This window comes from Corynebacterium sp. CCM 9204 (assembly GCF_041357695.1).
Classification (GTDB): Bacteria; Actinomycetota; Actinomycetes; order Mycobacteriales; family Mycobacteriaceae; genus Corynebacterium.
The window spans coordinates 527,923-540,098 of the sequence record NZ_JAUERX010000001.1 but is presented as its reverse complement, the minus strand read 5'-3'; the positions used below and the strand labels follow the sequence as shown (position 1 = coordinate 540,098).

The 12,176-nt window shown below is 62.8% G+C and carries 13 protein-coding genes and 1 pseudogene; 3 read left to right on the top strand and 11 right to left on the bottom strand.

Translation table 11 applies throughout. The features are described 5' to 3' along the window. Positions 1-15: 15 nt before the first annotated feature. Positions 16-900, bottom strand: a complete 885-nt coding sequence (rpsB, locus tag QWU43_RS02375) for a 30S ribosomal protein S2 (protein WP_370913920.1) — start codon at positions 898-900, stop codon at positions 16-18. Between the two features lie 493 nt (positions 901-1,393). Here rpsB and QWU43_RS02370 point away from each other — a divergent pair, with 493 nt between their 5' ends. After that, entirely contained in the window at positions 1,394-1,861 is a 468-nt protein-coding gene (locus QWU43_RS02370; protein ID WP_370914286.1) for a murein hydrolase activator EnvC, read from the top strand. Here the strand turns inward: QWU43_RS02370 and QWU43_RS02365 are convergent. The 4 genes from QWU43_RS02365 to QWU43_RS02350 form a co-directional block, all read right to left on the bottom strand. Further along, on the bottom strand, positions 1,836-2,744 hold the full coding sequence (locus tag QWU43_RS02365) for a tyrosine recombinase XerC (protein ID WP_370913919.1): 909 nt from the start codon (positions 2,742-2,744) through the stop codon (positions 1,836-1,838). The two genes, QWU43_RS02370 and QWU43_RS02365, sit on opposite strands and share 26 nt — an antisense overlap. Positions 2,745-3,071: 327 nt before the next feature. Further along, positions 3,072-4,280, bottom strand: coding sequence for a DNA-processing protein DprA (dprA, locus tag QWU43_RS02360; RefSeq protein ID WP_370913918.1), 1,209 nt, complete (start codon positions 4,278-4,280; stop codon positions 3,072-3,074). Then, complete coding sequence (locus QWU43_RS02355) at positions 4,273-5,802, bottom strand: YifB family Mg chelatase-like AAA ATPase (protein WP_370913917.1); 1,530 nt, start codon at positions 5,800-5,802, stop codon at positions 4,273-4,275. Before QWU43_RS02355 ends, dprA begins: the two co-directional genes overlap by 8 nt. Continuing rightward, positions 5,789-6,154 (bottom strand): YraN family protein, encoded by a 366-nt coding sequence (locus QWU43_RS02350; protein WP_370913916.1) that lies wholly within the window; start codon positions 6,152-6,154, stop codon positions 5,789-5,791. Before QWU43_RS02350 ends, QWU43_RS02355 begins: the two co-directional genes overlap by 14 nt. Before the next feature lie 942 nt (positions 6,155-7,096). On the opposite strand from QWU43_RS02350, the gene QWU43_RS02345 reads away from it, so the two are divergent. Then, complete coding sequence (locus tag QWU43_RS02345; protein ID WP_370917039.1) at positions 7,097-8,407, top strand: serine hydrolase domain-containing protein; 1,311 nt, start codon at positions 7,097-7,099, stop codon at positions 8,405-8,407. Between the two features lie 129 nt (positions 8,408-8,536). On the opposite strand, the gene QWU43_RS02340 is transcribed toward QWU43_RS02345, so the two are convergent. From QWU43_RS02340 to QWU43_RS02330, 3 genes are all read right to left on the bottom strand, one after another. Beyond that, entirely contained in the window at positions 8,537-9,319 is a 783-nt protein-coding gene (locus QWU43_RS02340) for an SDR family oxidoreductase (protein WP_370917038.1), read from the bottom strand. Positions 9,320-9,455: 136 nt separating this feature from the next. Then, on the bottom strand, positions 9,456-9,821 hold the full coding sequence (locus QWU43_RS02335) for a YraN family protein (RefSeq protein ID WP_370917037.1): 366 nt from the start codon (positions 9,819-9,821) through the stop codon (positions 9,456-9,458). A gap of 259 nt (positions 9,822-10,080) precedes the next feature. After that, positions 10,081-10,233, bottom strand: coding sequence for a hypothetical protein (locus QWU43_RS02330; protein WP_234034458.1), 153 nt, complete (start codon positions 10,231-10,233; stop codon positions 10,081-10,083). An 18-nt stretch (positions 10,234-10,251) separates the two neighbouring features. Here QWU43_RS02330 and QWU43_RS02325 point away from each other — a divergent pair, with 18 nt between their 5' ends. Beyond that, the gene (locus QWU43_RS02325) at positions 10,252-10,497 is read left to right on the top strand and encodes a hypothetical protein (RefSeq protein WP_370917036.1); all 246 of its coding nucleotides are present in this window, start codon (positions 10,252-10,254) and stop codon (positions 10,495-10,497) included. Between the two features lie 108 nt (positions 10,498-10,605). Here the strand turns inward: QWU43_RS02325 and QWU43_RS02320 are convergent. From QWU43_RS02320 to QWU43_RS02310, 3 genes and pseudogenes are all read right to left on the bottom strand, one after another. Beyond that, positions 10,606-10,942: pseudogene (locus tag QWU43_RS02320) on the bottom strand (ATP-binding protein); the annotation flags it as partial. A 216-nt stretch (positions 10,943-11,158) separates the two neighbouring features. After that, a complete protein-coding gene (locus tag QWU43_RS02315; RefSeq protein ID WP_370917035.1) occupies positions 11,159-11,305 on the bottom strand; it encodes a hypothetical protein in 147 nt (48 codons plus the stop codon). A gap of 101 nt (positions 11,306-11,406) precedes the next feature. Then, complete coding sequence (locus QWU43_RS02310) at positions 11,407-12,174, bottom strand: ABC transporter permease (RefSeq protein WP_370917034.1); 768 nt, start codon at positions 12,172-12,174, stop codon at positions 11,407-11,409. Between the last annotated feature and the right edge of the window lie 2 nt (positions 12,175-12,176).

Genomic DNA, 12,176 nt, shown 5'->3' with positions numbered 1-12,176 from the left:
AGACGGAGGCGTTGACTACTCCGCGGCAGCGGTAGCTTCGGTGGTCTTTTCCTCGGCGGGCTGCTCTGCGGCGACCTCTTCCTTCGGAGCGGACTCAGCGACGGCCTCGGTGGCTTCGACCTTTGCGGCGACCTCGACCTTGGCGGTCTCGTCAGTGGCCTCAGCCTTGCTCTCGCCTGCGTTTTCCTTGGCTGCGGCCAGTTCGCGATCGGAGCGGGCCTTCTTGCCTGCCTCAACAGCGGAGGAGATGATACGGCTCAGAACGGAGATGGAGCGGATCGCATCATCGTTGCCGGGAATCGGGAAGTTGACGACATCGGGGTCGCAGTTCGTATCCAGCACGGCGACGACCGGGATGTTCAGCTTGTGAGCCTCACTGACGGCGATGTGCTCCTTGTTGGTGTCGACGATCCACAGTGCGGAGGGCACGCGGGTCATGTCGGAGATACCACCCAGGACGCGCTCGAGTTTGGTGCGCTCGCGGGTCAACATGAGGATTTCCTTCTTGGTGCGGCCATCATAGCCGTCCTCAGCCGCGTCCATGGCCTGCAGTTCCTTCATGCGGTGCAGGCGCTTGGAGACGGTCTGGAAGTTGGTGAGCATGCCACCCAACCAACGGTGATTGACGTACGGCATACCGACGCGGTCAGCCTCGGTGGCGACAGCTTCCTGCGCCTGCTTCTTCGTGCCGACGAAGAGGATGGTTCCACCGTGGGCGACGGTCTCCTTGACGAATTCGTAGGCCTGGTCGATGTAGGTCAGCGTCTGCTGCAGATCGATGATATAGATGCCGTTACGGTCGGTGAAAATGAAGCGCTTCATTTTCGGGTTCCAACGGCGGGTCTGGTGTCCGAAGTGGACACCGGCGTCGAGAAGCTCGCGCATGGTCACAACTGCCATGGTGATGCTCCCTTTCTGTGCTCGGAGTTTCGGTTCTTGATTGTGCGGGTTTTTATCCCGCACCCTGGCGACCAACACCCGACTTCCCACCCAGGCGACACCAACCAAACAACAGCGGTGAAATCCGGGACCACGGGAAGTCTGTTCAGGTTTCCGGAAGCGGGCCAGATCGCCCAGAATCCCCTCAAAAAGAGACCCGGCAACCAGGTGCGTCCGGCATGTGGCCGCGCGTAGTCAGCACACCCGGGAACGGGCACACTGCTAACCAGCAATTCTAGCCTCATAATCGCCGCGAAGCCAAAAGAATCTGCCATAACCATCCGGAACCGATGACCCCTGTGCATCAACGGCCACAGGCATCACAGCACTCACAGCATCCGGATGTTACGGTCCCTGGAGATCCATGCCCCGGGCACTATAAACACCCATGATTCACCGACTCCGACGCGGCAGTTGTCGCGGAACCGCTCTCATTCCCGTGCTCGGGTTCCTCATGCTCATCATCCCGTCGACGCATCCCGACACCACGACACCCGCACACGCGTGGGTGTCACCCAGTACCGGCAAAGAGAGCCCGGGCACGGTCCTCCGTCCGTTCGACCCTCCGGAGCAAGATTGGTTACCGGGACACCGGGGCGTTGATCTCGAGCTGTCTCCCGGCGCTCCGGTGCACGCCGCGGGGGGCGGCACGGTCCGATTCTCGGGTTCCGTTGCAGGCATCGGAACCGTCTCCATCGACCACCCAGACGGAACCAGAACGACCTACCAGCCTGTCGTCGCGACAGTGTCCACCGGTGACACCGTCACGGAGGGACAGATCATAGGCAGGCTGGGATCAGATCCACGCGGTTGGCCCGGGATCAGTTGGGGCGCACTACAGGAAGATTCCTCTTATATAAATCCTCTGAGCCTTCTCCCGAGGCCACTCATTCGACTCAAGCCCGTGGATGAGCCTGTCTGAACGCCTCCCCCAAACGCGCGGTCGACACATGCGTGTAGATCTGCGTGGTCTGCAGAGAGGAATGGCCAAGTAACTCCTGCACCTCCCGGATATCCGCACCACCGTCAAGCAGATGCGTCGCGGCACTGTGCCGGATCCCGTGCGGAGTGAGTCCATCCGTGCCCGCAGTCACAGCCGCAGCCTGCACGATACGACGAACCTGACGAGGGTTGATGCGACCACCGCGAACCCCGACGAACAACGCGTTTTCGGTAGCACACGCGAGATGTCCGCGTCCGGTGTCCAACCAGGCACCGACGGCAGCGGCCGCCGTCGGCCCGAAAGGAAGTACCCGCTGTTTCCCGCCTTTGCCCGTCACCCGTGCCATGCGCGTGGACAGGTCCACGTCAGACACATCGAGACCGCACAGCTCAGAGATCCGGACCGCACTGGCATACAGGAATTCGAGCATCGCCCGGTCCCGGAGCTGCTCGGGCTCTGTGTCTGCATCCACCGATTCGAGCACACACGCGGCCTCATCAATCCGTAGTACCCGAGGAAGATGGCGGGTCGTTTTCGGACTCGCGAGCCGGGCCGCGACATCGGCTGGCAAATAACCCTGCCGGACCGCCCAGGCGCTGAAGGATCGAACGGCCGCGGTACGCCGAGCGAGAGTGGCACGTGAAAGCCCGTCGCGGTGGGCGTCCGCCAGCCACGCTCGCAGCGCCGACTGAGTGAACTCACCCCATTGACCCATGGATTCAAAAAGGGGCGACAGATCACTACGGTAAGCACGAACCGTCGCAGCCGAACGGTTCTCCACCAGAAGAAGATGTTCACAGAAGTCTTCCAGCGCCTCCGGCAGAGGCCCTGCGGAAACAGGCACCTTCTCGTCAGCAGTCACATACACCACCTTCCGGCAGCGGGAGTCGGCGATGGAGCAGGAGTAAACGAAATCGAGAATCAGAGATGATCCTACTCGGACATGCGGAAGGCGGCACGATCATCCCTGACCGTGCCGCCTTCGCATCTGACTCACCCATATGCATAACCCTAGCGCCTTCATCAGCCTCATCCAGGACTTGGAGGTGCGGACACCGCCCGGTGCGTGAGAAGCTTCAGAGGCAGTTGCGACAAGGAACCAGCCCGAACCTTGAAGCAGTAACTTAGGCTTGCCTCTGTAACTTTAGGGTTGGCTCTGCAATCGTGCAACCCTTTGGTTGAAGTTTCTTCAGCCGATCGTTTCCAGCTCGCGCCGCCAGCCAGAACGGTCTCTTCGGACCAATCCCTTCTGCTGCAGGTCAACAAGGATATGAACGGTCAACGGCACTGTGATCCCGGCAGCTTCGGCGATCGCTTCTGTGACACAGGTCTCAAAAGATGTAGCATCGTAGACCTTCAGTTCCGTGTGACTGAGTAACTGAGCCGCATTGGCGGGAAAAGCCAATTCGTACTGTTCCTTCACATCGAGAGTTCCCAGAGGCTCGATCAGCTCCCTGATCTCGTCAGCAGACGTCACCATCTGGGCGTCGCCATTCCGAATCCTCTCGTGACAGCCGAGTGAAGCGCGACTCGTCACCGGGCCAGGTACAGCCATCGCCACAGAGCCCAATTTCGCCGCCCAGGTGAGAGTGTTGAGCGCTCCTGAACGCCACGCAGCCTCCACAACAACGGTGCCCTGAGCCAATGCCGCGACAAGCCTGTTTCTCGTGAGAAAGCGGTGCCGCGCCGGATGGACACCCGGTGGATACTCTGTGATGACAGCCCCGCGAACATCATCGCCCGATACCCGGTCGAACAAGGCGGCGTTGCGTGCCGGATAGCAGCGTCCCATTCCGCACGCCGCAACGACCACCGTCGGGATCCCGTTCTCCACCGCGGTCTCATGCGCAACAGTGTCAACACCGAGTGCTCCGCCAGATACAACAGTCCACTGGGATGCCGCCAGCCCTTCGACGAGCATGCGGGTCGCCTCCCACCCGTAGCGGGTGATGGCGCGGGTCCCGACCACGGCAACCGCCCTCTCCGACAATTGCGCCAGAGCATCTCCCCGCACCCACAGCGCATGCGGAGCGACGGCATCCTTCCCACCTGACCTGCCTGCGTGATCCCGTGCTGAGTCAGCGAACGCGAAAGCCCGATCAAACTGCTCCGTCGGCCACTCATCATCATCCGGGGTGATCAGCCTGGCCCCCTCCCGATCCGCAGTGATGAGATCAGCCGCAGCCCGGTCGACCAGGTATCGGCTGGCCGTCTGTTCCAGGAGCGGACCGATCCACTTTTCCCGCGCACGAATTCCAGCCGCGATCGCCTCCACGTCGTGTCCCTCCGACAGTAGATGTTGCAGGGGAGCCGATGGCCCCTCGATAACCCGTGAGAGGTAGGCCCACGCATGTCGGCGACGCGACCACCGTGAACTGAATTCAATCCGGTCAGTCATCAGCGGGCTCCATTCCACCGGAGACGGAGTATTCCAACGCGCGGGCAATGTGATCCAGATCCGGACGATTCCGCTGTTCCAGGTCAGCCAATGTCCACGCGAGACGGAGAGTCCGGTCGACCCGTCTCTGACTGATTCGTCCACGTGCCGTATGACTGGCAAGGAACGCCATGGCCGCGTCCTCCGCAGCATGATCCCGACGGAGCACAGCCCCGGAGATATCCGCGGTGAGCACCGCTTCCCCACCCGCATGCCGCCACCTGTATGACGCCCGTTCCCGGGCCACCGCCACCCGTTCAGCCATAACCACCGACGATTCCTCACTGCCCGGTGTCACCACAGCGCCACGGGCCCGTGTCGTTACGTGCAGGTCGATTCGGTCCCGCAACGGTCCGGACAGATTGGAGAGGTGACGTGCCCGTTCCCCGGAGCGACACCGGCACCGGCGTGCACTCTCCGCGGCGCAACGACAGGGATTGGCGGCGAGTACGAGCTGGAATCTGGCGGGGAACGTCACATCCCTCCGCGACCGGAGCACCCGCACCATTCCGGTGTCCAGGGGTGTGCGGAGGCTGTCGAGTGTCCCCGCAGGAATCTCACTCACCTCATCGAGGAACAACACGCCATGGTGAGCCAGGCTCACAGCCCCGGGAAGCGGCGAACCCGCCCCTCCCCCCAACAGAGCGGCACGGGTGATGCTGTGGTGGGGTGCAACGAACGGTGCCCGGAGCACCGGCCCCGTGAAGGTCCTCCCCGCAACCGAATGCACCGCAGTCACTTCCAGACGTTGCCTTTCCGACAACGACGGGAGAATACCCGGAAGCCGGGCCGCGATCATGGACTTACCGGACCCGGGAGGACCGGTCATCAGCATGTGATGACCTCCTGCGGCGGCGATCTCCGCAGCCAAACGGGCCTCGGGTTGTCCGAGTACGTCGGAGAAATCAGGGACGGCTTCCTCCAGCTTCACCCCACACGCCACCTCAGACACCGAAGCAAGCTCTCCACGACCGACAGCCCACCGAAACGCCTGATCGAGAGTGTCAACAATGAACACCGGAAAAGAAGGAACCAAGGCGGCTTCCGCCGCATTAGCCCTCGGTACGACGGCTCGACCAAGTCCCGCATCACGGGCCGCCAGCAGTGCAGGCAGTACACCGGTGACCGGGCGAACCGCACCATCAAGACCGATTTCACCAAGAATCAGTGTCGAATCCAGGACACCGACACCTTCAGACTGATCCCCCGCGGTGAGAACAGCCAAGGCCATCGCCAGATCGAAACCGGAACCAGATTTAGGCAGTGACGCCGGGGAGAGACTGACCACGATGCGCGTCCTGGGCCACGGCAGGGACGAGTTCAAACACGCGGTACGAATCCGGTCCCGTGCTTCACTGACGGCGGTATCCCCCAACCCGAGCACATGAATGCCAGGTAGTCCACGCCCCACACTGGCCTCGACATCAACGATGCTGGCGGCTATTCCCGTGACCGCCGCCGTACGTGTACTACCGAGTGCCACCGTCGAAATCCTCCCAGCACTCGATCCCCCAATTGTCCCCACGCGGCAGAATGAGAACCGCGTCAAAACGCACGGCAGGTGCCGGGTGATCCGACAACCACAATGCCGCCGCCCGTCTCATCCTGGACACCTTGCGGCACGAGACGGCCTCAATACCACCAAACGCAGCGGTGGACCGGGTCTTCACCTCGACAAAGACGACGGTTCCGTCACGGGTTTCCGCAATCAGATCGATCTCCCCCACCGGATACGAGACATTTCTGGCGAGGATACGGTGACCTGTGCTCCGGTAATGGTGTGCAGCGATATCCTCGCCGACGCGTCCGATTTCAGGCGATGTGAGGGTAGGCATGAAGATGTCTCCTAAGAATGGGCGATAAGGTTCCCCACCCCAGTCCCCGGGACACCGGTGGTGGTGACTCCACCGTCCCCCGAAACGCAAAATCGGGTGCCCGGTCCCCGCACACTCTGTGCACAACACGGCAGAATCAACAGTTGTCCACCGGTCCATCCTGTTTCCGGCCCCGCAAATGATCACTACCGATTCATCAGGTTGAACGACGCCCACAGTCCCGACCCCCGTCACCGGAGCACGGCGCTTCTGGACCTGAACGAAAAGCTGCCCACAGCGCGGCGTGGAGCCGGTTCCCGAGTCCTCCCGCAGAGCCGACCGTACGGTCACGGAGTGAAAGCACGCTGTCGAACATCCATCCTCCGAAATTGCGATTCCCTACCGCGGGGCGATGCAGCCGCAGCGACGTCACCACGCATCGAAGCAGCGGCAACGAACACATGGATGCCGCAACCGAGATTCCACCATTGAGTCGAACGAATCCCCCACAATCCCGGCCCGGGACTACGCCCACCCGGAGCACCGACAGTCATCGGCGCCGAGGCTGACCCACGCTTTTCGAGCGCCCGGCAGTCCCTCGACCCAAAAGCACCCGTGACGAGACAGCCGAAATCCGGCTCGCACTCTGCGCCGCCACAGTCTTCTTCACCCACCACATGGTGTTCCGCATGCTCGGGGTGATCTTCGTCTGCAGTCCATCACGCCAGGAGCGGCGCATTTCGGTGGCCATGTCGGCGTCCTACCTCCTGACGACGGCATCGACTCTGGTGTCGGTTTTGCCCATCTCCCGACACACGGTTGCATTCCACTCACCAGTGTGGGAACACTGGGCGTTGTGACGATGAATGCAGGCACCGGACCTGACGTGCGCGACAGACCGTGCACCGGCCAGGCGGGCGGGGCACGAACCCCGGTCGAGGTCACGATTCGGTGGGATCACGCATGACGAGCAGCGTCACACTCTCTGAACTGGAACGGGTAGCACGCGCACATTTCGTCGCAGCCGACCTACCCGGAGCCGTCCTCCATGTCGTCACGTCCGACGGGCCGCTGCTCACCGTTGAACACGGTGAACTCTCGGTGAGGACCCCGGTGATGCTGGGATCGACCAGCAAGTCAATGACTGCTGCACTGCTCTTACAGCACGTCGACGAAGGACTGCTCAGGTTGGATGACCCGGCGACACGATACCTGACAGAGGCGGATCTCCCGGAGGACATCACCCTCAGCGACCTCGCCTGCCACGTCAGTGGCCTGCGCACAGACGCCACTCCCGGGCGCCTCACCCGACGACGCGAACAGAGCTTCAGCTACGCCAACCAGAACTACAACCTGCTCGGGCAGGTCCTCAGCACGGCCTCAGGGGTCCCGTTCGGACGCCTGCTGTCCGCTCGGATACTGGAGCCACTGGGGATGCGACACAGTGGGTCCGCGCCTGAGGTCATCGGCACGCGCGGCCGGACAAACGTCTTCGGAAAGAACTGCCCGGCTATGCGGGCCGACTTCGGCCCAAAATCATGGATCCAGGGGCCGTCCGGAGGCGTCGTTGCCTCATCTGAGGATGCAGGCCGGTTCCTGTCGATGATCCTGTCGGGCGGCACATTCTGCGGTCGACAGATACTCTCACAGTGCGCGATCGACACGATGCTGAATTCCGGTGTCACCGTGCGACGCAGCCCAGCAGTCAGCGACACCTTCGGTGACTCCGGCTTGTACGGCTTCGGATGGGTGAAGAAGGACATCGCGGGTCATGCCGTCTACACGCACAGTGGTAAAGTCCCGCAATCCTCGAGCGTCTTCGGCCTCGTACCTGATCTGGGCATCGCGTTCGTTCTGGTAACCAACCTCGGTGACTTCCCGGTGCGTACGCCACTGCTCGAAGACCTGGGCGGAGACATCATTCGTGTGCTGCTCAACCTGCCCATCAAGGAGCTCCCGGACAAGCGGAAGGCACGAATACGACAGAGCATCCTGAATCTGGCCTATGCCGCATTCCTGACGGTCGGAGTCTTCGGCTGGCACTCGCGCACGCGACCCCGACGACTGGAGGAATCGCTGCTGTACCACGCCGTACTACCGACGGCCCTGATGCTCGGTATCCGTCAGGCGTCCGGGACGCCGTGGCCGTGGCTGTTCCGCTTCGCCCCCGACGCAATCGGCGTCCTGACGGTCGGCTGCCTCAGCATGGTCACCAGTGGCCTGGTACGCATGGCGACCGCAAAGCGAAAGCACGGCCCGACCGGCATCGCGTGATAGACCCGGCGATCAACCGACTCACCTTGATTCTCATTCACAAGACTCGGAACCGAACCCAGGACGGTTCAGCCGGGGTTGCATACCGCACCTCTCGCGCCGAGGGCTTGCGCTGACGAGGCGAAATCATCACCGAATGAAACCACCCTCGCTGTTGATCACCTGACCGGTGAGCCACCTGCCGTCGTCGGACACCAGCCAGTCGATCAGGCGCGTCGGATCATCAGGCTCGCCCCACCGACCGAACGGGAAGCGATCCGCCAGCATCTGGCGGAGTTCGTCGGTCACATAGGAGTCCGTATCGATCGGTCCCGGGTTGACGCAATTGACCGTGATACCGCGCGGAGCGAGCTCGTGCGCCACGGTCGCGAGGATGCCTACCAAGGCGGCCTTGGCGGCCCCGTAGGCAACCTCGCCGGGCATGGGCCCGAGGTTCTGGCCTGAGGTCATCATGACGATTCGACCACCCGAACGACCGTCGTGCTGGGCAGCGAACTCCTTGCAGAGCAGAAGGGTGGAACGGGCGTTGACGGCCCAATGATCATCCAGGGACGCAGACGTTTGCTCAAGTAGGGGACCATCGCCGCCGGAGCGAGCATGGTTGGCGACCAGGACGTCGACATGACCAAATGCGGTCCGCGCCTCGCCGACCAGACGGGTTGGCGCATCGGGTTCCGCGAGATCGCCACCGAACGCCTCAACTCGCCGCCCGGGCTCCAGCCGATCGCGAATGGCTGACACCACTGCGTCAACATCATCCGCACCCCACGGTTGATCGGCATCGTGCGGCGCGTGATGGGCGAGAACAAGATCGAACCCACGCGCCGCCAATCGTGAAGCAACGGCGAAGCCTATTCCACCACGCCGAGAACACCGGTGATGAGGGCGACCCTTGACTGGTCCATACCTCATTGAACCACACCCATGGGCAGATCCTGCCTCGTGACCGCGAGTCGGACACCGGTCGAGCGCGGGCAGCCCACGCCCCGTACTCACCTCCACATCGATGACGCCGGCCGTGACACCCCTGACCGCTGCGGTGCGGTTCCTACCGAGCGCCACGGTCGATGTCCTCCCAACACTCGATCGACCAGTGACCCGCGTGCGGGGTCACCAGAATCGCATCAAAACGCACCGAATGCGCGGGATGCTCCGCCAACCAGACAGCCGCCGCACGCCTGACCCTGACGAACTTGAGGGGCGAGATCGCCTCGATCCCACCGAACCACGCCGTGGAGCGGGTCTTCACCTCGACGAAGACGACGGTTCCGTCAGCAGCCTCGACTATCAGGTCGACCTCCCCTTGAGAGCAGGACATATTCCTGGCGAGGATGCGGTCGCCTTGGGACGTGTAGTACCGGGCGGCGGCTTCTTCACCGACACGACCTAGTTCAGCGGGTGTGGGAATGGGCATTCGGGCGACTCCCGGAGGATCGGTGGCAAGGGCTCCGCCGCCCGGCCAGCCATCGTTCGGGACCTGGGGTGACTCTCGGAGGATCGGTGGCAAGGGCTCCGCCCCGTCTGACACAGCGGCGGTGGGTTGCGTAACCGTCCCCCGAAACACCTGCGTCGGAGGTTCCACATCGCCGGGCACTGTGCACAACACGCTGGAACCGGCGGTTGTCCACCGGAGGCCGGGAACGACATGAGAAGAACACCGGCGCTAAATGTGTCTAGATATGTTTACTGCACAGCATGACGATCCGCTCAAGATCAGGTGCGTCCCTGTATTCCAGGTCCGCAAATGTCCATGCGACCCGGAGCGTTCGGTCGACGCGCCGTTGGCTGATCCGGCCCCGCACCGTATGCGCCGCGAGCAGCGCCATGGCCACATTGTCGGCGGGATGGTCCCGGCGCAGCACCGTTCCCCTGACATCGGCGGTGAACTCGCGGTTGACCAGGTCGTCGTGGACGGGCGGTCCCGAACGCCTGTGCCTGCCCCTCCCACGTCAGCTGATGGTGCTGGCCCATCCGTTGTCCTGACAGATCCGCCGCACGGTCCGGTGACACATCGACTCGCCGGCGGCGTGAGCCTCGTCGGCGAGGTAGCGGTAGCCGAACTCCGGGTCCTCCCGGTGAGCGTTGCATGACCTCAGCCCCGACTGAACCACGCAGGGTTCACGGTCCGAATGCTCCTATTCGGGCACGACGTTCACAGACAAGCACCGTGGCACAGTCCTTTTACGGCACCTGTGTGGAGCAGTCATCTCTCGACCCCTGTCGAGGAAGGGGACACCGTGATGGGCGAGACTCACCGCCCCCGGCAGCGGGTTCGCACCACCGCCGACTGAAGTGGGGCGCGATGAACGGAGCCCGGGACACGACACCGGTGAACGTCCGCCCGGCCACAGAGTGCACGGCGGTCGCAGCCAAGCACTCCCGCTCCGTCAACGGCGGGAGAATCCCCGGGAGACGTGCCGTGATCATGGACTTCCCGGACCCGGGTGGACCGATCATCAACATGTCATGGCCACCGGCCGCGGCGATCTCCGCCGCCAGCCGGGCCTCCGGCTGGCCCACGACATCCGCGAGGTTGGCGAGCAAGCCGCCAACGGGCCGGTGCCGCTCAAGCGAACAGACCTGCTCGACGAGCACCTTGAGTCGCCACTCCCGGTCAAAGACACCGGCGACACTGAGGGGCGATGAGTTACGCCGACTGGATCCCGCCACGACATCTGGGATCGTTCCAGGGGCCATCAGACTATCGGCGAAGGCGAGTTGGATGATGGCAATACCCGGGCGTGAGAGCCGTCAGTCCTCCATGGCAAACCGCACGTCAGGTGGGCGGGCCATAGTCTCGTTGAGGACACCTCCATGCCCGTAATCGCCGCAGATCGGGCCGATGGCTAGCGCGGATGCCCGGAAGACCTCGTCGTGGTCGAAGTGGTGGCGACCCATCCCGAAGTACTGGGTACCCTGCCCACCGAAGACGAAGACAACAGGGGTCGTACCCCACGGTGGTGGGCGGCCTGATGAGACACGTCGGTTGGTGGTCCAGATCAGCTACGTCCGAGTTCCAAACGGGCCCAAGTTAGTAAGGTAGCCGAGATCGAAATGACTGCGACAACCAACGGAAGGAGACACTGTATGAAGGTAGGGCGCAACGTGGGCGAAAAACCCGCCAGCAGGCCGGGGACTGACCATGGAAACCACGCGCCGACCCCGATAATCATGAGTAGCTGTACCATGACGACGATGCCGAGAAGCACCGCGATGGCAGGCAGATAGCTGCGCCGGACAGTCGCGACCCAAGCTAGGGGAAGAGCATTTAGTCCCGAGAGCACAGAGACTAAAAAGGGCAGCCAAACACCATTCGGGGAACCGCTCATGGGGCCGAGCGCCACGCCCACGACAAGGGTAACGATCGTGACGAAGACCGAAATGATGAGGACCCATGCGATGAGCGTGAGACACTTGGCCAAGGCAAAGTCGCGGCGGCCTACGGACAAACCGAAGAGGTTGACAATCGTGTTCTGCTCAAACTCTCGACCAAAGGTCCAAGCGCAGACAAACCCAGCTCCGAGGAGTACCGCGACGGAAAGCACCTGTGCACACAGGCCGAGATAAGCGTTCCAACCCTCGCCTTGCACAAGCAGGGAGGCCTTGGCAGCGAAGGCACCCTGGAGATCGGTACGCAACGCGGTGACACCGCCCGCTGCAAGCGCGACCGGGAAAAACACGAGGATCAGCGTCGCTATTCTAACGACGTTCGATCGGCGCAGCTTCTCGGCCTCGAACCGCAGGGTCACCAAGAAGAGTGGACTCATGG

What these genes read in the sequence shown, in the direction of transcription:
- QWU43_RS02310 (WP_370917034.1), bottom strand. Translation starts at nt 12,174, where the DNA reads ATGAGTCCACTCTTCTTGGTGACCCTGCGGTTCGAGGCCGAGAAGCTG.
- QWU43_RS02315 (WP_370917035.1), bottom strand. Translation starts at nt 11,305, where the DNA reads ATGGGTCGCCACCACTTCGACCACGACGAGGTCTTCCGGGCATCCGCG.
- QWU43_RS02330 (WP_234034458.1), bottom strand. Translation starts at nt 10,233, where the DNA reads ATGGCGCTGCTCGCGGCGCATACGGTGCGGGGCCGGATCAGCCAACGG.
- QWU43_RS02370 (WP_370914286.1), top strand. Translation starts at nt 1,394, where the DNA reads ATGCTCATCATCCCGTCGACGCATCCCGACACCACGACACCCGCACAC.
- dprA (WP_370913918.1), bottom strand. Translation starts at nt 4,280, where the DNA reads ATGACTGACCGGATTGAATTCAGTTCACGGTGGTCGCGTCGCCGACAT.
- QWU43_RS02335 (WP_370917037.1), bottom strand. Translation starts at nt 9,821, where the DNA reads ATGCCCATTCCCACACCCGCTGAACTAGGTCGTGTCGGTGAAGAAGCC.
- QWU43_RS02345 (WP_370917039.1), top strand. Translation starts at nt 7,097, where the DNA reads ATGACGAGCAGCGTCACACTCTCTGAACTGGAACGGGTAGCACGCGCA.
- QWU43_RS02325 (WP_370917036.1), top strand. Translation starts at nt 10,252, where the DNA reads ATGGTCCCGGCGCAGCACCGTTCCCCTGACATCGGCGGTGAACTCGCG.
- QWU43_RS02340 (WP_370917038.1), bottom strand. Translation starts at nt 9,319, where the DNA reads ATGAGGTATGGACCAGTCAAGGGTCGCCCTCATCACCGGTGTTCTCGG.
- rpsB (WP_370913920.1), bottom strand. Translation starts at nt 900, where the DNA reads ATGGCAGTTGTGACCATGCGCGAGCTTCTCGACGCCGGTGTCCACTTC.
- QWU43_RS02350 (WP_370913916.1), bottom strand. Translation starts at nt 6,154, where the DNA reads ATGCCTACCCTCACATCGCCTGAAATCGGACGCGTCGGCGAGGATATC.